Origin of the sequence: Novosphingobium sp. (genome assembly GCF_040079535.1) — a bacterium.
GTDB lineage: Bacteria > Pseudomonadota > Alphaproteobacteria > Sphingomonadales > Sphingomonadaceae > Novosphingobium.
Genome location: NZ_JBEBKB010000005.1, coordinates 61506 through 82302 on the forward strand (window position 1 = coordinate 61506; position 20797 = coordinate 82302).

The 20797-nt window shown below is 61.6% G+C and carries 20 protein-coding genes; 13 read left to right on the plus strand and 7 right to left on the minus strand.

The features are described from left to right. Window positions 1–70 precede the first annotated feature (70 nt). Window positions 71–415: a DNA-directed RNA polymerase subunit omega gene (gene rpoZ, locus ABL914_RS03045; protein ID WP_391561676.1), complete on the plus strand. Its 345-nt coding sequence runs from the start codon at window positions 71–73 to the stop codon at window positions 413–415. A gap of 171 nt (window positions 416–586) precedes the next feature. On the opposite strand, the gene ABL914_RS03050 is transcribed toward rpoZ, so the two are convergent. Beyond that, on the minus strand, window positions 587–964 hold the full coding sequence (locus ABL914_RS03050) for a hypothetical protein (protein ID WP_391561677.1): 378 nt from the start codon (window positions 962–964) through the stop codon (window positions 587–589). A gap of 54 nt (window positions 965–1018) precedes the next feature. Here ABL914_RS03050 and ABL914_RS03055 point away from each other — a divergent pair, with 54 nt between their 5' ends. Next, window positions 1019–2095 carry a DUF3667 domain-containing protein gene (locus ABL914_RS03055; protein ID WP_391561678.1) on the plus strand — a complete coding sequence of 359 codons (1077 nt, stop codon included), beginning with the start codon at window positions 1019–1021 and terminating at the stop codon, window positions 2093–2095. A 10-nt stretch (window positions 2096–2105) separates the two neighbouring features. On the opposite strand, the gene ftsH is transcribed toward ABL914_RS03055, so the two are convergent. Continuing rightward, window positions 2106–4031, minus strand: a complete 1926-nt coding sequence (ftsH, locus tag ABL914_RS03060) for an ATP-dependent zinc metalloprotease FtsH (RefSeq protein ID WP_391561679.1) — start codon at window positions 4029–4031, stop codon at window positions 2106–2108. 113 nt (window positions 4032–4144) lie between these two features. Between ftsH and ABL914_RS03065 the strand changes: the two genes are divergently transcribed. Next, window positions 4145–5302 (plus strand): hypothetical protein, encoded by a 1158-nt coding sequence (locus ABL914_RS03065; protein WP_391561680.1) that lies wholly within the window; start codon window positions 4145–4147, stop codon window positions 5300–5302. On the opposite strand, the gene ABL914_RS03070 is transcribed toward ABL914_RS03065, so the two are convergent. Then, complete coding sequence (locus ABL914_RS03070) at window positions 5299–5697, minus strand: hypothetical protein (protein ID WP_391561681.1); 399 nt, start codon at window positions 5695–5697, stop codon at window positions 5299–5301. The genes ABL914_RS03065 and ABL914_RS03070 overlap by 4 nt on opposite strands. A 106-nt stretch (window positions 5698–5803) precedes the next feature. On the opposite strand from ABL914_RS03070, the gene ABL914_RS03075 reads away from it, so the two are divergent. Further along, the gene (locus ABL914_RS03075) at window positions 5804–7432 is read left to right on the plus strand and encodes a bifunctional phosphopantothenoylcysteine decarboxylase/phosphopantothenate synthase (protein ID WP_391561682.1); all 1629 of its coding nucleotides are present in this window, start codon (window positions 5804–5806) and stop codon (window positions 7430–7432) included. Next, the gene (gene dut, locus ABL914_RS03080) at window positions 7401–7886 is read left to right on the plus strand and encodes a dUTP diphosphatase (protein ID WP_391561683.1); all 486 of its coding nucleotides are present in this window, start codon (window positions 7401–7403) and stop codon (window positions 7884–7886) included. Before ABL914_RS03075 ends, dut begins: the two co-directional genes overlap by 32 nt. 60 nt (window positions 7887–7946) lie before the next feature. Here the strand turns inward: dut and ABL914_RS03085 are convergent, their stop codons facing one another. The 4 genes from ABL914_RS03085 to secB all read right to left on the minus strand — a co-directional run bounded on the left by ABL914_RS03085 (window position 7947) and on the right by secB (window position 11979). Beyond that, the gene (locus ABL914_RS03085; protein ID WP_391561684.1) at window positions 7947–8636 is read right to left on the minus strand and encodes a DUF4136 domain-containing protein; all 690 of its coding nucleotides are present in this window, start codon (window positions 8634–8636) and stop codon (window positions 7947–7949) included. A 150-nt stretch (window positions 8637–8786) separates the two neighbouring features. After that, window positions 8787–9806, minus strand: a complete 1020-nt coding sequence (gene trpS, locus ABL914_RS03090) for a tryptophan--tRNA ligase (RefSeq protein ID WP_391561685.1) — start codon at window positions 9804–9806, stop codon at window positions 8787–8789. 9 nt (window positions 9807–9815) lie between these two features. After that, window positions 9816–11435 carry a murein biosynthesis integral membrane protein MurJ gene (gene murJ, locus ABL914_RS03095; RefSeq protein WP_391561686.1) on the minus strand — a complete coding sequence of 540 codons (1620 nt, stop codon included), beginning with the start codon at window positions 11433–11435 and terminating at the stop codon, window positions 9816–9818. Window positions 11436–11457: 22 nt separating this feature from the next. Next, window positions 11458–11979, minus strand: coding sequence for a protein-export chaperone SecB (gene secB / locus ABL914_RS03100; RefSeq protein ID WP_391561687.1), 522 nt, complete (start codon window positions 11977–11979; stop codon window positions 11458–11460). A 251-nt stretch (window positions 11980–12230) separates the two neighbouring features. Between secB and ABL914_RS03105 the strand changes: the two genes are divergently transcribed. The 8 genes from ABL914_RS03105 to ABL914_RS03140 all read left to right on the plus strand — a co-directional run bounded on the left by ABL914_RS03105 (window position 12231) and on the right by ABL914_RS03140 (window position 20692). After that, window positions 12231–12860, plus strand: a complete 630-nt coding sequence (locus ABL914_RS03105) for a Tim44/TimA family putative adaptor protein (protein WP_391561715.1) — start codon at window positions 12231–12233, stop codon at window positions 12858–12860. Between the two features lie 5 nt (window positions 12861–12865). Beyond that, the gene (locus ABL914_RS03110) at window positions 12866–14059 is read left to right on the plus strand and encodes a murein transglycosylase A (RefSeq protein WP_391561688.1); all 1194 of its coding nucleotides are present in this window, start codon (window positions 12866–12868) and stop codon (window positions 14057–14059) included. After that, window positions 14056–14628, plus strand: coding sequence for a Smr/MutS family protein (locus ABL914_RS03115; protein ID WP_391561689.1), 573 nt, complete (start codon window positions 14056–14058; stop codon window positions 14626–14628). The genes ABL914_RS03110 and ABL914_RS03115 overlap by 4 nt, the downstream gene beginning before the upstream one ends. A 131-nt stretch (window positions 14629–14759) precedes the next feature. Next, entirely contained in the window at window positions 14760–16769 is a 2010-nt protein-coding gene (locus ABL914_RS03120; RefSeq protein WP_391561690.1) for a TonB-dependent receptor plug domain-containing protein, read from the plus strand. Between the two features lie 38 nt (window positions 16770–16807). Continuing rightward, window positions 16808–18325 carry a peptide chain release factor 3 gene (locus ABL914_RS03125; protein WP_391561691.1) on the plus strand — a complete coding sequence of 506 codons (1518 nt, stop codon included), beginning with the start codon at window positions 16808–16810 and terminating at the stop codon, window positions 18323–18325. A 118-nt stretch (window positions 18326–18443) separates the two neighbouring features. Further along, window positions 18444–19001, plus strand: a complete 558-nt coding sequence (locus ABL914_RS03130; RefSeq protein WP_391561692.1) for a pyridoxamine 5'-phosphate oxidase family protein — start codon at window positions 18444–18446, stop codon at window positions 18999–19001. After that, a complete protein-coding gene (locus tag ABL914_RS03135) occupies window positions 19001–19705 on the plus strand; it encodes an endonuclease/exonuclease/phosphatase family protein (RefSeq protein WP_391561693.1) in 705 nt (234 codons plus the stop codon). Before ABL914_RS03130 ends, ABL914_RS03135 begins: the two co-directional genes overlap by 1 nt. A 48-nt stretch (window positions 19706–19753) precedes the next feature. Continuing rightward, window positions 19754–20692, plus strand: coding sequence for an IS1595 family transposase (locus ABL914_RS03140; RefSeq protein WP_391561694.1), 939 nt, complete (start codon window positions 19754–19756; stop codon window positions 20690–20692). Window positions 20693–20797 lie beyond the last annotated feature (105 nt).

The window sequence follows — 20797 nt, forward strand, 5'->3', positions numbered from 1 at the left end:
TTGACTTCCCAAACGCTTGGGCGCTAAGCGCGAGACAATCCTGATTTCCTCGTTTTTTGGAGTGCCCCCAATGGCGCGCGTTACCGTTGAAGATTGCGTAGACAAGATCCCCAACCGCTTCGATCTGGTCCTGATGGCCGCACAGCGCGCGCGGGAAATTTCGGGCGGGGCAGAAATCACGATTGAGCGTGATCGTGACAAGAACCCGGTGGTGGCGCTGCGCGAAATCGCGGATGAAACCGTGCACCCGGCCAACCTCAAGGAATCGGTGATCGGTTCGCTTCAGCGGGTTCTGCCCGATGATGATGATGAGGTTGATGAAGTCGGCTCGCTCAGCCAGTCGGCCGAAGCGCTGCGGATCACCGCAGCCGCGCCGGTGCGCAATACCTCAATCGGTGGTGACTACGAGGGCTGAGCATACCGGCTTTCGCGTTCTGGCGGGTTGCGAACGATATCCTTCTGCGCTTCCGGTGCTCACGACCTGATGGTCGCTGCGCGCCGGTTCTCGAATGACATCATTCTCGCTCCCCCAGAACACGAAATCCGGCACGCTCAGGCGAGTAGACCCAATCTGGTTGCTTCCGAATCAGGTCCGGCAGGGGTACTTCTTGATGAAGTAATCGGCCATGGCCTGTTTCATGCTTGTTTTCGGGCGCACCGTAGCTGGATAGGTGCGCAGGAAGGCCAGCAGATCATCGGATTTGATCTTGGTCCCCGGCGGCGGGCAGCTTGATGGGCGGCCTTCGGCTTTTTCCCGATTCAGCCGGGCCTTGTAGTGCTCTCCGGCGGCCTTGCCCTCACTTTTGAGCAGACCCACGTCGCTGGAAAACAGCGCGCCTGCCCCTTTGGCCCGCAGCGCATCGGCCTTGGCCAGAAATGTGGCTACATTCATATCGCCCGGCGCGGCCAATGCAGCCATCGGTATCGCCAGCAACAGGGCCAGCAGGCCAAGCAAACGCTTCATCAATTTATCTCCCGATATTTGCAGTGTGCTTGACCGCCTTTGCCTTACAAGACCATGAACGTTGCCAGGCAGCAAGGGAGCATGGTTTTGTCAGGACCCGGTGAAGTGGTTGGTGCGATTGCCGAAGGTGCATTGCTGGCGCGCGTGGCCGAACCTGGGCACGGCGAAGCCGCAGAAGATGGCCACACCCACGAAGCGGCCTGTCTAAATTGCGGGACTGCGCTGATTGGCCGGCATTGCCACGCCTGCGGGCAGGCGGCGCACGTCCACAAGACGATCGGAGCATTCTTTCACGATCTGCTGCACGGGGTGTTCCACTTTGAAGGCAAGATCTGGCGCACCCTGCCGCTGCTGGCCTGGCGGCCGGGCCAGCTGACCCGCGAATACATCGATGGCCGCCGGGCCAGCTATGTCAGCCCGATCGCGTTGTTTTTGTTTGTGGTGTTCCTGATGTTTGCCGCGGTCAATCAGTTTGCGGGTGCATTCGATCCGGGCAGTCTGGTCAAGGTCAACGGGCAGGTGGTCAATGAAGGCTTGCCGGCCCAAGCCAAGCTACTCGACGAGCTTAAGGCCCGCCGCGCCGAACTGGCCCGAACCGGGCAGCCAACTGATGCGATCGATGGGAAGATTGCGGGCGCGCAGGAAGCGTTGCGGGTGATGCAAGAGGTCAAGGACGCCAAGTTCGAAGATCTTAACGCGCAAAGCGATGTGCCGGCAATCGATCGAACGCTGAAAGCGCTCAAGAACAATCCCGGGCTGGTGTTCTACAAATTGCAAACCAATGCCTACAAATTCAGCTGGGCCTTGATCCCGATTTCGGTGCCGTTTGTGTGGCTGCTGTTTGCCTGGCGCCGCCGGTTCCACCTTTACGACCACACCGTGTTCGTAACCTATTCGCTGTGCTTCATGTCGCTGCTAGTGGTGGTGGTGACACTGGCATTAGCCGTGCAGGCTCCGCTGATTGTACCGGCCGCGCTGCTAATTGTGCCGTGGCACATGTATCGGCAACTGCGCGGGACCTATGCCCTTTCGCGGCGTAGCGCGGTGTGGCGCACGGTTGCCCTGCTGGGCATTGCAGTGGCCGCGATGATCCTGTTTTCGATGCTGATATTGGCGCAGACCGGGGGCTAGAAAACCCCGTTCAGGCCGCCGCGCCCGCAGTCCGCCGCCCAGCCTTGGGAATGGCAGAGCCTTTGACTTCGGCGATCGGCTGGGCGCTGCCCGGCTTGTCGCTGCGGTCGATCGTGCCATTTGCGAGCAGTTCGGTGATTTCATCCCCGCTCAGCGTTTCATGCTCAAGCATGGCCCCCGCGATCAGGTGCAACTGCTTGATGTTCTTCTTGAGGATCATGGTCGCGCGCTTGTGTGCGCCATCCACCAGCCCCCGGATTTCGGCATCGATCAGCTTGTTGGTCTCGTCCGAACCCATGGTCCGGGAAGATCCGCCATAGCCCAGATAGCCTTCCTGGGTTTCTTCATATTGCAGCGGGCCAAGCTTGTCCGACATGCCCCATTTGGTCACCATTGCGCGGGCCAGACGGGTGGCATACTGGATGTCTGAACTGGCGCCCGATGAGACCTTGGAATGCCCGAAAATCAGTTCTTCGGCCACACGCCCGCCCATAGCGCAGGCCAGATCGGCGTGCATCTTGTCTCGGTGATACGAATAGCGATCGCGTTCGGGCATGTGCATGACCATGCCCAGCGCGCCGCCGCGCGGGATGATCGTGGCCTTGTGGATCGGATCGTGTGCCGGTTCGTGAACGATCACAAGGGCGTGACCGGCCTCGTGATAGGCGGTCATCTTCTTTTCCTCGTCGTCCATCACCATAGAGCGCCGTTCGGCGCCCATCAGTACCTTGTCCTTGGCATCTTCAAATTCGCGCATGGCGACCAGCCGCTTGTTGCGGCGCGCGGCCAGCAGCGCGGCTTCGTTGACCAGGTTGGCCAGATCGGCACCCGAAAAGCCCGGTGTGCCGCGCGCCAGAGTGCGGGCTTCGACATCAGGGGCCAGCGGCACTTTCTTCATGTGCACGCCCAGGATCTTTTCGCGGCCTTCAATGTCGGGCAGTGGCACCGTTACCTGCCGGTCAAACCGGCCAGGGCGCAGCAGCGCCGGATCAAGCACATCGGGACGGTTGGTGGCGGCGATGATGATGATGCCTTCGTTGGCTTCAAAACCATCCATCTCGACCAGTAACTGGTTGAGCGTTTGTTCGCGTTCGTCGTTTGAATTGCCCAGGCCATGCCCGCGATGCCGGCCAACCGCATCGATTTCGTCGATGAAAACGATGCACGGCGCGTTCTTTTTGGCTTGTTCAAACATATCGCGCACGCGGCTCGCGCCAACGCCGACGAACATTTCGACAAAGTCCGAACCTGAAATGGTGAAGAACGGAACGCCTGCTTCGCCCGCAATCGCGCGGGCCAGCAAGGTCTTTCCGGTGCCTGGCGAACCAACCAGCAGCGCCCCCTTGGGGATCTGGCCGCCCAGTTTGGAAAAGCGGGTCGGGTCCTTCAGGAAGTCAACGATTTCCTCCAGTTCCTCGCGCGCTTCGTCGATCCCGGCGACATCGGAAAAGGTCACGCGGCCCTGCTTTTCGGTCAGCATCTTGGCTTTGCTCTTGCCAAAACCCATTGCACCGCCGGCGCCGCCGCCCTTTTGCATCTGGCGAATAATGAAGATCGCCAGGCCCAGGATCAGCAGGATCGGGAACACCTGAACCAGCAGGTAAACCAGCATATTGCCTTCATCAGGCTTGGCCCCGGTGAAGTTCACGCCGCTTTGCTGCAACAGCGGGGTAAGGGTGGTATCGTTGGGGACCGGGGTGGTGGTGAAGGTCTTGCCGTCCTTGGCCTTGCCGGTGATCTTGGTTTCGCCAACTTCAACCTTTTCAACCTGCCCGGCTTGTACCTTGGCCTTGAATTCCGAATAGGAAATCGGCGTTGCCGCAACCTCACCGCGGGCATTGAACATAGAAACCACCACGGCCAAAGCCAGGAAGATCCCGCCCCAGACCAGAAGGTTCTTCATCCAGGGCGTGCCGCTGGGCTGTTCATCGTTCATTGCGCCAAAAATCCTTTCAAGGGGCTATGTAGGGTGGCAGCGGCGAAGCGCAAGTTAACGCGCAATTGCCTTTCGCCTTCGCGCCATGCACAAGCGCAAAAAACGGGGACCCCATGGATAGAGACACCGCTGCGCCGCATGATCGTTTCAGCCAGTGGCGCAGATTGCCGGCCCGGCTGCTGCTGGCGGTGCTGCTGCTGGTCCTGATTGCCTCTGCCATGGTCCCGATCGCTGCCGGGCTGCAGCAAGCCAACACCGCCGGTTTTGCTGAAGCGGTGGCCGGTGATAGCCCCGCCAAGGCTCAGCAGAACCGCCCGCGCGATGAAGACCTTGCGCTGTATGACCGGGTGATTGCGCGGATCGGCCAGGGTGAAAATTACTATGCTGTTGCGGCTGAGGAGCACCGCAAGGCGCACTATCCGCTGCGCCCCGGTGTGGCGGTGCGGCTGCCGACCCTGGCCTATATTGATACGTGGCTGGGTGATACCGGCAAGGGCGCCGACCTGCTGGTTCCTGGCGAACTGGCCGCGGCGCTGGCGCTGATGCTGGCTGTGATCTGGGCTTGGTGGAACCGGCTGGGCGATGAACCCGGCACCGCCGAAGTCCGCCGGATCGGCGCGGCATTGATCTTCGTCGGGGCCAGTCTGGGGCTTAACCGCTATTATTTCGTGCTGCACGAATTGTGGGCCGGGATGCTGATTGCATTGGCGCTGGCGCTGCACCGGCCGGGGCGCAAGTGGCTGGGCGCGGTGATGGCCGCCGGTTTGGCCCTGGCGATCCGCGAACATGCGCTGCCCTTCGTATTGTTGATGGGCGCACTGGCGCTCTATCGCCGCGAATGGAAAGAGGCAGCTGCATGGACCGCGCTGGTGCTGGCCTTTGCTGCCGGTCTGGCGTGGCATCTGCAGCAAGTGGCAATGCTGGTCCAGCCGGGTGATCCGATCGGGCCTTCGTGGCTTGAACTGCGCGGGCTTTCGGGCTGGCTTTCGAACGTGGTCCTGTCCAGCAACCTGCGCTTTTTGCCGCACTATCTGGCCGGGCCGGTAGTGGTGCTGATGATGGTGGGCTGGGCCGGCTGGAAAAGCCCGCTGGGAACCACCGCAGCGCTGCTGTTTTTTGGCTATGGTGCAGCCTTCATGATCGCCGGCCGGCCAGATAATTTCTATTGGGGCGCGGTGATCGCGCCCGGCATGTTCGTGGGCCTGGCGTTTGTGCCGATGGCGCTAAAGGGCCTGATCGGAGCCGCGCGCAAAGCCGATTCCCCGGCCTAGCTGGTCAGTTCTTCGATCTTGTGGTGCGGGATAACCCGCCAGCCGATCATCAACAGGATAACCTGCAACGCCTCGGCCACCATCGGTTCAAAAAAGCCCGGCTGGGTGCCGGATGCTAGGGCGCTGATTGCCCGGCCGGTAAAGGCCACCGCGAACAAGGCGGCCGGCACCAGCAACAGATCGCCGTTGCGGCGCCAGGCCCCGCGCAGCATGCAAAAGCCGACTACCAGGAAAAAGGCCACGAAATCCGCCCGCAACACCGCCATGCCCAGCGGGCCGTTGGGCGAAACACCAAATTGCAGGCCCATGCCGCCCGGATCGTAAAGGAACGAGACCCCCAGAAACAGGTTGAACATGCCCGCCAGAAAAATCAGCGCGGTAATGGCCATTCGCATTTTGGTAACCCTCCCGTTTAACCCCGATTTAGCCATCATGGCGCATTGCGGCGCATTGGCATAGCCTGTTGCGCATGAAGGGATGGCGTTGCACAAGCGTACCACGATGACTGAACCGAAGATCCTTCTGATAGTGGGCGGCGGCATTGCTGCCTACAAGGCTTGTGAACTCGTCCGCCTGATCCGCAAGGGCGGCGGCGATGTCAGCTGTGTGCTGACTGAGGGTGGATCCAAATTCATCACCGCCATGACCCTGGCCGCGCTCAGCGAGAACCCGGTTCACACCACGCTTTGGGATCTTACCAGTGAAGCGACGATGGGCCACATCCAGCTTAGCCGCTCGGCCGATCTGGTTGTGGTCTGCCCGGCCACCGCCGATCTGCTGGCCAAGATGGCGCACGGCATTGCCGATGATATGGCCACCACGCTGCTGCTGGCCACGGACAAGCCGGTGCTGGCCGTGCCGGCTATGAACGTGCGGATGTGGGAACACAAAGCCACGCAAGACAATATCAAGACCCTGATCGAACGCGGTGTGCAGGTGCTTGATCCCGATGAAGGGCCAATGGCATGCGGCGAATATGGCCCGGGCCGATTGCCCGAGCCGGCATCGGTGTGGAACGCGATCTGCCAGCTGCTGGGTCTTGATGCGGCCAAGTTGCTGCCTGCGCCGGATCTGGCGCTCGAATTTGGCGGAACTGATCTGGCCGGGGAAGATGGCGCGGATACCGGCCATGGCGGACTTTCTGCCGGTCTTATCACGCGATCGGGCAAGGGAATGCCGATCGATCTTGATGCAGATCTGCTGGAAGGCGAATTTATCGAGATCGAACCAGAGCCGTTGCCAGATGTGCCGCCGCCCGAAGTTCTGCTGGCCAGTCCGATCTTGTCCAAGAAAGGCCGGGCGAAGGCCGCCCCGCCAACCGATCCTGATGCGATCAACCATGTGATCAAGGGCGATCCCAGTTTCGCGCCGGAAATCTTCGAAGCCGCGGTGCTGGAAAATCCGCTTGAAGCGCAGCCTGATTTCGCAGCTGACCAAGGCCCCGCGATCGATCCCAATGGCCCGCTTAAGGGCCGGCATGTGCTGATCACCGCCGGGCCAACCCACGAACCGATCGATCCGGTGCGCTACATTGCCAACCGTTCGTCAGGCAAACAGGGCTATGCGATCGCTGCGGCTGCGGCGCAGCTGGGCGCGCGGGTGACGCTGGTTTCGGGGCCGGTGCATCTGGCAACGCCGCTGGGGGTGGACCGGATCAATGTAGAAACTGCGGTGCAGATGGTCGATGCGGTAAAGAAGGCGCTGCCGGCCGATGTTGCGGTGATGGTTGCCGCGGTTGCCGATTGGCGCGCGCAGGACGTATCGGGCGAAAAGATGAAAAAGCGCAGTTCAGCCCCGCCGGCCCTGCGGCTTACCGAAAACCCCGATGTGCTGGCGATGGTTTCGGTCAGCGAAAAGCGGCCCAAGCTGGTGATCGGCTTTGCCGCGGAAACTGAACGCGTGGTGGAAAATGCCAAGGACAAGCGCAAACGCAAAGGCGCGGACTGGATCATTGCCAATGATGTTGCGGTGAAAAAGGGCAAAAGCGTGATGGGCGGCGATGCAAATCTGGTGCATATCGTCACTGCCAAGGGTGTTGAAGACCTTCCCGAAATGGCAAAGGACCAGGTGGCCCGCGCCATTGTCGAAAGGATCGCCGATGCCCTCAAACCCGCCAAGTCTCCAGCCTGATATTGCGCTTCAGGTAAAGCGCCTGCCGCACGGTCAGGGGCTGGATTTGCCGGCCTATGCCACCCATGGGGCAGTCGGGATGGATGTGGTTTCGGCTGAGGATATAACGCTTGCGCCGGGCGCGCGTCACGCAGTGGCCACCGGCCTTGCCATGGCGATCCCACAAGGCTTTGAAATCCAGGTTCGCCCACGATCAGGCCTGGCGCTGAAGCACGGGATTTCCGTGCCCAACGCCCCCGGCACGATCGACAGCGATTATCGCGGTGAACTGAAAGTGATCCTGATCAACCATGGCAGCGAACCGTTTGAGATCCGCCGGGGTGATCGGGTGGCGCAGCTGGTGCTGGCCCCGGTGACCCGCGCTGTGTGGCAGGCCGTCGAGGAACTTGATGAAACCCAGCGCGGCGAAGGCGGGTTCGGTTCGACTGGCGGAGTCTTTGCGCTCAAGACTTAGGCCGCACAAACCAAAAAGGGCGGACCCAGCCGGGCCCGCCCTTTTTCACATTCGCTGAAATCAGCGCTTCTTCTTTTCCGGCGCAACGCTGATCCGCACGGTTTCGCCGCTGCGCCCCGGGAAATCGGTGAACAGGGCTTCAACCAGATTTGGCACCAGGTATGGCAAGCGGTTGGATGTGCTGGCGGCTTCGGCCCGGCCTTCGAACAGGCGCGTACCATCGGCGCGGCGGTCAATCTTCATGCTGATCCCGCTGATATAGACGGTGTAGCTTTCATAGCCGCCATCAAACCATGGGTCATAGTATCCATAGCCCCAGGCACCCATCGGGCGATATGGGTTGTAATAGCCGCGGCGCGACCCCCAGTACGAACGCCGGCCATAACCATACCAGGGCTGCCAGAACGGATCGACATGGGCAGACTGGCGCACTTTTTCGCGGCCCTTGTCCACCCCATAATCAAACCGCACGATCATATCGGCAGTGGCGGGATCGGCGGCCGGAACATAGCCCAGCGCCTGCAGCTTGCCCGCAACCAGCCCGGCGTATTGCGAAAATTCGAGGCCGCCGGCCAGCGCCTGATCTTCTGCCACGATGGCAAATGTCTGCCCTTGCGGGGCCGGCAACGCCTGTGAATAGCGCTGAACATTGGCGTTGAACGGGGTGGCACAGGCCGCCAGCGCAGCCAGCATCAGCGATGCCAATCCTGCCTTGATCAGACCCAATGGGGTGAAGCGAACCTGCGACATATCCTGCGTCTCCCTGTTGAACCGCACCGCCCACGAATCACGTGCCAGCTGGCGGAAATCCTAAGATCGCTTAACCCCTGCGCCAAGCCGGCTTAATCAGCCTTGAATGGGCAAAAGTGTGCCTGCACGGGATTCGCCCGGCAGATCCAACTACCCGCGCAACAGCCCCAGCGCGGCATAGGCGGCATCCAGCGTGGGTATCGCCAACGCGCGCGCCCGGGCCGCACCATCGCGCAGGATTGCATCAAGCGCGGCCGTATCCTGGCGCAGTGCATTGAACCGCAGGTTGATCGGCGCCAGTTTTTCGATCAGCAATTCGCCCAGCGCCGGTTTGAACTGGCCAAAGCCCTGTCCGCCAAACTGGCGCAGCACATCGGCCAGGCTGATCCCGGCCAGCACAGCATAAATTTCAGCCAGGTTGGCAGCTTCGGCGCGGCCTTCAAGGCCCTTTGCCTCGCTTGGCAAGGGCTCGGGATCGGTTCTGGCCTTCTTGATCTTGGTCATGATCGTATCGGCATCGTCGGTCAGGTTGATCCGGCTCATGTCCGAAGGATCGCTTTTGCTCATCTTGGCGCTGCCATCGCGCAGGCTCATGATCCGGGCGGCCTCAGGCGGGATGATCGGTTCGGGCAGAGTGAAAACCGGCGCGGCATCGGTGCAGAAATCGTTATTGAATTTTTGCGCGATATCGCGCGCCAGCTCCAGATGCTGCTTCTGATCATCGCCCACCGGCACGTGGGTGGCCTGATAAAGCATCACATCGGCAGCCTGCAGCACCGGATAGGTGAACAGCGCAACCGATTGGCCTTCGCGGTTCTTGCCGGCCTTGTCCTTCCACTGGGTCATCCGGTTCAGCCAGCCCATCCGGGCGGTGCCCGAAAGCAGCCATTGCAGCTCTGCATGCTGGGGAACCTGGGCCTGATTGAACAGCACGCTGCGCGCCGGATCAAGTCCGCAAGCAACCAGCGTTGCCACCATTTCGCGGGTGTTAGCAGTCAGCTCGGCCGGATCGTGGGCCAGGCTGATTGCATGAAGATCAGCCAGGAAATAAAGGCTGACCCCGCCCGCTGCCTCCGCCTGATCCTGAAAGGCCACATAATTGCGGATCGCGCCCAGATAGTTGCCCAGGTGCGGCTTGCCAGTGGGTTGGATGCCAGAGACGACGCGCATGTCTGTACCTTACTCTACTTCAATGATTTCGTCGTCAGCCTTGGTACGGGCCGGACGGCGGCGGCGCAGCTGGGCCAGCACCGATTTGTCGATCGCGCCGGATGCAACGGCGACAGCAACGAACACCGTCATCCCGGCCCCCACGATCAACGCCAACGACCAGGTGCGCTCGACCCAGTTGCCCGAATAGTATGGCGCAAGCTGCGGGGTTAGCCACCAAAGAATGGCGGCCATTGCGGCACTGGCAAGCATCTGACGCGCGATCTTGCCCGCTAGCGGCGCAGTAAAGCGGAACCAGCCACGCTTATGCAGGATGGCATAGAGCATCAGGCAGTTGAGGCTGGCCGAACATGCAGTGGCGGCGGCCAGGCCGACAATGCCGTACTGCCGAACCACGAATACGTTCAGGATGATGTTGAACACCAGCGAGATCAGCGCGATCCACACCGGGGTGCGGGTATCTTCACGCGCAAAGAACCCGGGATTGAGGATCTTGACGATGACATAGGCCGGCAGTCCGGCCACCAGCGCAACAACGATCTGCGCCATCACCGCGCCGTCTTCGGGCTTGAACTTGCCGCCTACGAAAAAGGCCGTGCAGAATGCATCAGCGCAGATTGCCAGCGCCGCGGCTGCGGGCAGGGTCAGCAGTGTGGCAATTTCGAAAGCGTTCGATTGCAGCCGCTGCGCTTCCTTGGCCTCGCCGGTGTGGATGTGACGCGACAGCATTGGCAGGATCGCGGTGCCCAGAGCGATTCCGACAATGCCCAGCGGCATCTGATTAAGCCGGTCGGCCATCTTGAGCAGGGTCAGCGAACCTTGTGGCAGCGAAGTGGCGAAGAACGTGTCGACCAATTGGCTGATCTGATAGATGCCTGCCCCGAAAGTCGCCGGCAGAATCAACAATCCCAGCCGCTTCACTTCGGGCGTGAATTGCGGCAGCTGCACCTTGAGGCGGACCCCGGCCCGCTTTGTCTCCCACATGAGATAAAGCATCTGGGCAAGACCCGAAATAGAGACGCCTGCGGCCAGGCAGTAACCCACTACAAGATCATCGCCGCTTGTTCCGCGCAAGCGGCCACCCAGCAGGATTGCGCATATCAGGACAATATTCAGCAGCACCGGCGCCACCGCACCCGGCCCAAATCGCGTTCGTGCGTTGAGCAGGCCCGAAAGCATCGCCACAATGCTGATCAGGAACAAATACGGGAATGTGATCCGGCTCAGCAGCACTGCCAGTTCGAACTTGCCCGGAATTTTCGCATACTCATGGGCGAGCAGCCAGACGATCCCACCCATGAACACCATGCATAAGGCGGAAAAGCCCAGCAGTACCCAAAGAAACACCGAAAGGACATCGCTCGCGAAGGCCTCGGCGCGGGCTTCGCTGCCCGGCTCGCCATCGTGGCCGTGCAGAGCCCGGCTGTACATCGGAACAAACGCCACGCTGAACGCGCCTTCGGCAAACAGCCGCCGGAAAGTGTTGGGCAGGGTGAATGCCAGCTGAAAGGCATCGCCGACCAACCCCGCGCCCAGTATCCGGGCCAGCAGCATATCGCGGGCAAAGCCGAACACCCGGCTGATCGCGGTCAGCCCGCCAATAGTCCCGACATTTTTGATCAGGCTCATCAGCGGGGTCCGGTTCGCAGAATCAGGCTTCGCCCATCGGCGGCGCGCCCGCGCCTTCGCCTTGCTGGGCGGCCAGCTGCGCAACGTAGATCCCGTTGAAGTCAATCGGTTCAAGCAGCAGCGGCTGGAAACCGGCATCGCGCACCGCATTGGCGATCACGTTGCGGGCAAACGGGAACAGCAGGCGCGGCGCTTCGGCATAGGTAAACGCGTGCTTGCTCTGGTCATCCAGATTGCGCATCCCAACCAGCCCGCAATAGGCCAGTTCAACGATGAACTGGGTGCCGGCCGGGCCTTTCGAATTGATCGAGATCTTCAACTCGATCTCGCTCACTTCTTCGCTCATCTCGCGCGCGCCGATGTTGAACTGCACGTCGATCTGCGGCGTATCGGTCCATTGGAACGATTCCGGCGCGTTCGGGTTCTCAACCGAAAGGTCCTTGATGTACTGATTGATGATCCCCACGGCCGGGCCGGTATCGGCGCCGTTGGGCTGGGGAGCGTCAAGACCAAGGTCGGTGATGATGGTGCCGTCGTCGGACATGGCTTCGCTTGCTTTCTTTGGAACGGATAGGGATTTGGCGGCGCGCCTAGCACTGCTGGCCCAGCCGGGCAATCGGAAAGCAATTCGTGCGCAGGCGCGCCTTGCAACACCAGCCCAACCCAGAAAACCCGCGTCCACGCGTTGTTCATTTGTCAAGACTACCTATTTGACGTTACAGATGCGCGAAGCCCCGCAAGTGCGGCCAAGGACTGGTAAACGTGGACAAGACCGTTGAAATTGTGATCCTCGCCATGGTGGCGGCCTTTCTGGGGCTGCAACTGATCCGTGTGCTGGGCCGACGCGCCGAACATGATGAGCAGCCCCGGCTTGAGCCGAAGGGCGATGTCACGCCGAAAATCCAGGTTCCCGATCTGGCGGATCGCGGCGCCAATGGCGCCGTGCCGCGGGTGATGGTGCCCGGAATTACCCCGGCAATCGAACGCGCGCTGAAAGAAGTGGCGATGGCCGACAAGCGGTTCGATATTTCCGCGTTCGTTGAAGGGGCCAAGGGCGCCTACCGGATGGTTCTGGAAGCGTTCTGGAGCGGAGACCGTGAAACGCTGGCCAAGCTGTGCGATCCGGCGGTGATGGAAACGTTTGAAGCTGCAATTGCGGCGCGTGAAAAATCCGGCGAACGGCTGGAAAACCGGCTGGTACGGATTACCGATGCAACTATCGCCGCAGCCGTGGTCGATGCCGGAATGGCGCGGATTGCGGTGCGCTTTGTGGCGGATATCGCCGCCGTAACCCGCAATGCCGCTGGCGAGGTAATTGCCGGATCGCTGACCGACGCGATCGAAGCGCGTGACCAGTGGACGTTTGCGCGCGCCGCCAATGCCGCCGGGCCCGATTGGCTTCTCGACGAAACAGACGAGGCCTGATCGCGGTGCGCGGGGGTGTAGCGGGCCTCTGGCGCTGGCTTGCCCTGGCCGTGCTGGGCACAGTGCTGGCTTCGTGTATCCGGCTGATCCCGCCGGCCCCGCCGATTGCCGGGGGGGCTGCGACCAACGCTTTCGCCGCAGGCCTGCGGCCAGGCCCGGCGATTTCCAAACTGAACTTTTCCGATAGCGACGCGCGCGGCGCGCTGGCCGCATTTCGGCTTAGCTGCCCCAAACTGATCACCCGCACCGATCAATCGGGCCTGACCCGGCCTGATGACTGGAAGGGCGCCTGCGAAGCCGCAACGCGCTGGCCCGAAACCCGCGCCAAGCGGTTCTTTGATACCTGGTTTGAAGCCGTTCAGGTGGGCGATGGCAAGGCGTTCGTGACGGGTTATTACGAACCGGCAATTTCCGGCGTGCGCACCCGGCGCAGCGGCTTTGATGTGCCGGTCTATGGGCTGCCGCGCGATCTGGTCCGGGCCAAAGTGGGCGATGCCCCGCCAACCGAAAAGGGTGGCCAGCCGCTGGGGCGCTATGATGCCAGCGGCAAATTTGTACCCTATCATGACCGCGCCGATATAGAGGACGGTGCGCTGATGGGCCGCGGGCTGGAAATTGGCTGGGCGGCCGATCCGGTCGAATTGTTCTTCCTCCAGGTGCAGGGCTCTGGCCGGCTGATCGCGCCCGATGGCACCCAATTGCGGATCGGCTATGCCGGTCAGAACGGCCATCCCTATACCGGGATTGGCGGGGTGATGCGCCAGCGCGGGCTGCTGGGCACCGGCCCGGGACAGTATTCTGGATCGATGCAAGGGATCATGCAGTACATCCGCGAAAACCCCGAACAAGGCCGGGCGCTGATGCGTGAAAACAAAAGCTATGTCTTCTTTCAGGAACTGAAGGGGGATGGGCCGCTGGGCTTTCTGGGGGTTCCGGTGCGCGCGCGCGATAGTGTTGCGGTTGATCCGATGTTTGTGCCGCTGGGCGCGCCGGTGTTTCTGACGCTTGACCGAAGCGAGGCCGATGGGCTGTGGATCGCACAGGATACCGGCGGCGCAATCAAGGGCGCCAACCGGTTTGACAGCTTCTGGGGCTTTGGCGCCGAGGCCCGGGTGACGGCCGGAGGAATGAGCGGGCGCGGCGATGCCGTGCTGCTGCTGCCCAAGGGCACGCTGACGCGCCTTTCCAGCCCGCAATGAAGCGCCGCCTGAACCGCGAGGAAGCGCAACTTTGGGCGCGGGTGGCGCATACGGTCCGGCCTTTGCCGGGAATGGTGCGCCCCCCATTGGCAGAACTTGCGATCAGCGAAACCGAAGCCGCCGCGCCCAAGGCAGCAAAGCGCGCGCCGCGTCCCGCGGCAACCAGCCGGCCGATCTTGCAACCGGCCGCGCTCAGCCCGGCTCGGCCCAGCCCGATCGATACCAGGGGCCTCGACGGATCCTGGGACAAAAAGCTGGCCCGGGGGTTGGCCATGCCCGATTTCACGCTGGATCTGCATGGTCACAGTCTGGATGCGGCGCATGCCAGGCTTGATGCCGGGCTGATCCAGGCCAAGGCGCTGCAGGCACGATTGGTGCTGGTGATCACCGGCCGCCCGCGCCCGGCCGAAGCGGCCGATCGCGGCACCCGGCGCGGTGCGATCCGTGCGAAAGTGCTCGATTGGCTGGCAATCGGACCGCACGGCAGCGATATCGCCGCCGTCCGCGGCGCGCACCGGCGGCACGGCGGCGCCGGCGCAATCTATGTGATCCTGCGCCGACGCGGTTAAGAATTGCGACGATTCGGCTTGGCGGCATGTGATAGTATCTTGTCACTAATCCGTGGTTCAGCTAGCAGCAGCCACAACCATGGTCCAGCCAGTCTGGACCGCCGCTTTGACCATTGGAATTTCGCATCAAAATGAAGTCTGCACCTTTCCTGTCCGGCACTTCGCTGGTGGCAGTGATGGCTATGGCCCTGTTTGCCATGCCGGCATTGGCCAATGAGGCTGGCGAACAAGCCGCTTCTCAGCAAAGCCAGGAAATTGTCGTCACCGCCACGCCGTTTGCACATTCGGCGCAGGATACCCCGGCGATTCCGGCCAAGGTCGATGCCGATCAGATCCGCCAGTCCGGTGGGTCCAGCATTGCCGATGCGCTGCAATCGGTTCCGGGCATTTCGGCTTCGGGCTTTGCCCAGGGCGCATCGCGGCCGATCATCCGCGGGATGGATTCAAACCGGGTCCGGCTGCTGGAAAATGGCACCAGCATTTCAGACGTATCGGATATCGGCCCCGATCATGGCACGCCGCTTGATCCGCTTTCAGCCCGCAGTATCGAAGTGGTCCGCGGCGCGGCCACGCTGCGCTATGGCAGCCAGGCAATCGGCGGGGTGATCAACGTCCTTAATGATCGGGTGCCGATGCGGCGCGCGGGCGATCCGCTGCGCGGCGAATTCACCTCCAGCTTTGGCACGGTCAACGATGCCGCAGAAGTATCCGCCCTGATCGATACCCGCAGCGGTAATCTGGCGCTGCATGCCGATGGATTTTATCGCCATACCGGCGATTACCAGACCCCGCTGGGCGTGCAGGCCAATTCGTTTTTCCGGGGTTGGGGCGGATCGGTGGGCGGATCGCTGTTCAGCCCGGGCGGCAGCCATTCGGGGTTGGCGGTGACGCATTACGATACCCAATACGGAATTCCGGCCGAAGCCGCCTATATCGATATGCGCCAGACCAAGCTGATCTCGCGCAGCGTCTTCCTGCTGGGCGATGAGGAAGCGCTGCACCTTGACGGTTCCTATGGCGATTACGAGCATTCGGAGAAGGAGCCCGATGGCACCATCGTAACCACCTTCAGGAACAAGGAAGGCAATCTGCGCGGGGAATTGTTGCTGGGCGGGATTGGGCCGATCAGCAATGCCGCAATCGGGCTGGAATACCAGCACCGCGATTTTTCGGCCATTGGTGAAGCAGACAGCTATCTGCAACCTGCCACCTCACGCAATCTGGCCGCCTATGCCTTTACCGAAATTACGCTTTCGGATGGGCTTCACGTTGAAGGTGCGGCCCGGATTGAACGAGTCCGCGTTACCGGAACGCCGGCATCCAACCTGTTCACGACCCGCGAATTTACACCGCTGAGCGGGGCAGTGGGCGCGCTGCTTGATCTGTCAGACGGAATCAAGCTGGGCTTCACCGCATCTACCACCGGGCGCGCCCCGGCCCTGACCGAGCTGTTTGCGCGCGGCGGCCACGATGGCCCCCAAACCTATGAAACCGGCGATCCTGCGCTGGTTCCAGAACGCGCAAAAGGGCTGGAAATGAGCCTGAGGGTTGAACGCGGGCCGTTCGAATTCGATGGCAGCATCTATTCCACATGGTTCGGAAACTATGTCTATGGCGATCTGACCGGGCGGACCTGCGATGATCTGGGCAATTGCCTGGCGGGCACTGGCCAACCCCTGCGCGAAGTATTCTACCGCCAGCAAAACGCCCATTTCCGCGGGGTAGAGGCTGAGGCCCGGCTTGATTTGATCAAACAGCCCAGTGGGCTTCTGGCGCTGCGCTTGATGGGCGATTACACCCGCGCCAGCCTGGATGATGGCAGCAATGTGCCGCGGATCGCGCCGTGGCGGATTGGCGGCGGGTTGAAATGGACCAGCACCCGGTTTGACGCCGGATTTGATTACATGTGGCATGCCCGGCAGGATCAGTTTGGTGCTTTCGATACTCCAACCCAGGGCTACAGCGCACTCAGCCTGCATCTGGCCTGGCGCCCGTTCAAGGATCATCCGGGGATCGAATTGGGGCTTGTCGGCCAGAATCTGACCGATGATGTCCAGCTGCTGGCCACGTCATTCAACAAGGATCTGGTGATGGCGGCAGGCCGCTCGATCCGCTTCACCTTAAGGGTTGCTTCGTTCTAGCTTGGCCAAAGGGGTGCGCCCCGCTATGCGCCGCCTCCATGTCCAATCGCCGCACCTTCGCTATCATCTCGCACCCCGATGCGGGCAAGACCACGCTGACCGAGAAGTTGCTGCTGCAAGGCGGCGCGATCCATCTGGCGGGCGAGGTCAAGGCGCGGGGCGCGGCGCGGCGGGCCCGGTCTGATTGGATGAAGATCGAACAGCAGCGCGGCATTTCGGTGACCAGCTCGGTGATGACATTTGAGCGGCAGGGCATAACGTTCAACCTGCTTGATACCCCGGGCCACGAAGATTTTTCCGAAGATACCTATCGCACGCTGACCGCGGTTGATTCGGCGATCATGGTGATCGATGCCGCCAAGGGGATCGAACCACAGACCCGCAAGCTGTTCGAGGTTTGCCGGCTGCGTTCGGTGCCGATCATCACCTTCGTCAACAAGGTTGATCGCGAAGGGCGCAGCGTGTTCGAGACGCTTGATGAAGTGGCCGATGCGCTGGCGCTGGATGTCTGCCCGATGGCCTGGCCGATCGGGATGGGCGGTGAATTCAAGGGTGTGCTCGATTTCGCCTCGGGCCAGATCAGCCGCCCCGAAGGTGATAGCCGCGAATTTCTGGGCAAGCGCGATACGGGGGAAATTCCTGCGACCATCGCAGAGGAAATCGAACTGGCCCAGGCCGGCTATCCCGCATTCGATATCGAGGCCTACCGCAATGGCGATCTGACCCCGGTCTATTTCGGATCGGCGCTCAAGAATTTCGGCGTGACCGAGCTGATCGAGGCGATTGCAGACTATGCGCCGCCGCCGCGCCCGCAGCCCAGCAGTGCCGGCACAATCAACCCCGAAGGCAAGGAAGTGACCGGGTTCATTTTCAAGGTGCAAGCCAACATGGATCCGATGCACCGGGATAGGGTGGCCTTCATGCGGCTGGTTTCAGGCACCTTCAAGCGCGGCATGAAACTGATCCCATCGGCGCTGGGCAAGCCGGTGGCGATCCATTCGCCGATCCTGTTCTTTGCCCAGGACCGCGAACTTGCCGATACCGCGCAGCCCGGCGATATCATCGGTATTCCCAACCACGGGACGCTGCGGGTGGGCGATACCCTAAGCGAATTCAACAAGGTGCGGTTTACCGGCCTGCCCAATTTTGCGCCGGAAATTCTGCGCCGGGTGGTGCTGAAGGATCCGACCAAAACCAAACAGCTGCGCAAGGCACTGGATGATCTTTCGGAAGAAGGCGTGATCCAGGTGTTCTATCCGGAAATTGGCGCGCAATGGATTGTCGGTGTGGTCGGGCAGCTTCAGCTTGACGTGCTGATTTCGCGGCTTGAGGCGGAATACAAGGTTGAGGCCGTGCTTGAACCTTCGCCGTTCGATACTGCGCGCTGGATCAAGGGCACTGAGGCTGCGCTCAAGGCTTTTGCCGATATCAGCAAATCAAACCTGGCCAAAGATCGTGATGGCGATCTGGTATTCATGGCGCGGTCTGCCTGGGATGTATCGTATCAGCAGGAAAAGAACCCCGAACTCGCTTTTTCGGCGACCAAGGAAAGATAGGCAGCCGCCACCACTCCATTCGTCATCCCCGCGCAGGCGGGGATGACGAATGGAGTGGGCCGGGGCGTCATGGGGCACGGGCTTGTCGAAGCCCGTATGCTGACCTAGTCTGACCCGCATGGAATTCACCGATCACATCACCGCCGAACACGAAGCCATGATCGCCCGGCAGGCGGTCTATTTCGTGGCCACCGCTGCACCAGACGCGCGGATCAACCTTAGCCCCAAGGGGCTTGACGGAACCTTCAAGGTGCTGGGCCCAAACCGGGTCGCCTATCTCGATTTGGGCGGTTCCGGGAACGAGACCCACGCCCATCTGGCTGCAGATGGCCGGATCACGATCATGATGTGCAATTTTGAACAGCCCGCGCTGATCCTGCGCCTTTATGGGCACGGCCGGCCGGTGCTGCCGCAAGATCCAGATTGGGCGGAACTGGCAGGGCATTTCACGCTGCTGCCTGGAACCCGGCAAATATTTGATATCACGGTTGATTCCGTCCAAACCAGCTGCGGCTGGGGTGTGCCGGTGATGGAGCTTGGCAAGCACCGCGAAACGCTGACCAAATACCACGCCCAGCAAGATCCGGCGAAGTGGGCAGCCAAAATGGCGGGGCGGACGCAAAGCATCGATGGCCTGCCAACGCGGGCCAGCGATCGCTATATCGCCGGGAGCTGATGCAGCTAACCTTTGCCACCTATAACATCCACAAGGCGGTGGGGCTGGACCGGCGGCGCAATCCTGATCGGATTCTGGCGGTGCTGAACGAGATCGATGCCGATGTCGTCGCGCTGCAAGAAGCCGATCGGCGGATCGGGCGCCGCGAAAGCGTGCTGCCGCTGGATCATATTGAAGACTATAGCCCCTACCGCGCGGTGCCGCTTAACCACCGGCCCGACAGTCTGGGCTGGCATGGCAATGCGCTGCTGGTGCGGCGCACGATCCAGCTGGCCGAAGCCGCCGTGGTGCCGCTGCCGGTGATCGAACCACGCGGGGCGATCCGCGCCGATCTGATCGCGGGCGGCCAGCGGTTTCGGGTTGTCGGCATGCACCTTGATCTATCGGGCCTGCGCCGCCGCCAGCAACTGCGCGCGATCCTGGCCCACCTGGCGCGCTGCGATCACCATTGCCCCACGGTGGTGATGGGTGATTGCAACGAGTGGAGTGTCCGGCGCGGGGCACTGGGCGAATTTGCGGCTCCGTGGCGGGTGCTGGCCCCGGGCCGCAGCTTTCCCGCGCGCCAGCCGATAGCCCGGTTTGATCGGATCGCCCTTAGCGCGGAATGGACCGTGGCCGAGGCGCAGGTCCACCATTCAGCCCTGGCTGCGCGGGCATCAGACCACCTGCCGGTCTGGGCCCGTCTGGAGTTGCCCAAAATTTAGGCAATTGTATACTTGACAAAGCAGCGTTGAAATGTCACTACAATTGGCATGGACATTACCGCACCTCGCTTCACCAACGAAATCGCAGCCCGCGAATATCTCGAAGGGCTGCATTGGCCGACTGGGCCTTTCTGCCCGCATTGCGGATCGTTTGGCGCTACCCGCTTGCAGGGCGGGCATCATCGCGCCGGGTTGATCCAGTGCAATGATTGCCGCCAGCAATACACCGTCACTGTCGGCACCGTGTTTGAACGCTCCAAGGTTCCCTTGAACAAGTGGCTGCTGGCCAATCACCTGCTTTGCAGCAGCAAGAAGGGCATCAGCGGCCACCAGATGGCCCGTATGCTGGGCGTTACCTACAAGACAGCGTGGTTCATGATGCACCGCATCCGTGAAGCCATGAAGGACACGCACCCCGGCCCCATGGGCGGCTATGGCGAAACCATCGAAGCCGATGAAACCTATGTTGGCGGCAAGATCAAGAACCGCAGCAACAAGCAGCGCCGCTACATGGTCGCGCAAGAAGGCCGCGTTTCCCTTAAGTCGAAAGAGGCTGTTGTCTCGCTTGTCGAACGCGGTGGCCGCGTCCGTTCATTCCATGTCGCCAATGTCAACGGCAACACCCTGCGCCACGTTCTGGTCACCAATGCCGACCGTGGATCGTGGCTCATGACCGACGATCACAGCGGCTACAAGGCGGTTGGCACCGAGTATGTCGGCCACGGCGTGGTTGCCCACTCCAAGGGCGAATATGGCCGCGCCGGGGTGTTCCATACCAACACCATCGAAGGCTACTTCTCGATCCTCAAGCGCGGGATCATCGGCGTCTATCACCATGTCAGCAAGGCGCACCTGCAACGCTACTGCACCGAGTTCGACTTCCGCTACAACACCCGCAAGCTGAATGACTTTGAGCGCGCCGAACACTCCCTGCTGGGCGCTGTCGGCAAGCGCCTGACCTATCGGCGGACTGCTAGCGCCGCGTGAGCCGTTCAAGGCTCCCCCGCGCAAGGGGCAAAAGCGAAGGCGCTATTTCAAGTGAGACTCGGCAGGCTTTGGCTTGCTAGGAACGTGGGGCTTCGGCGCTGTTTT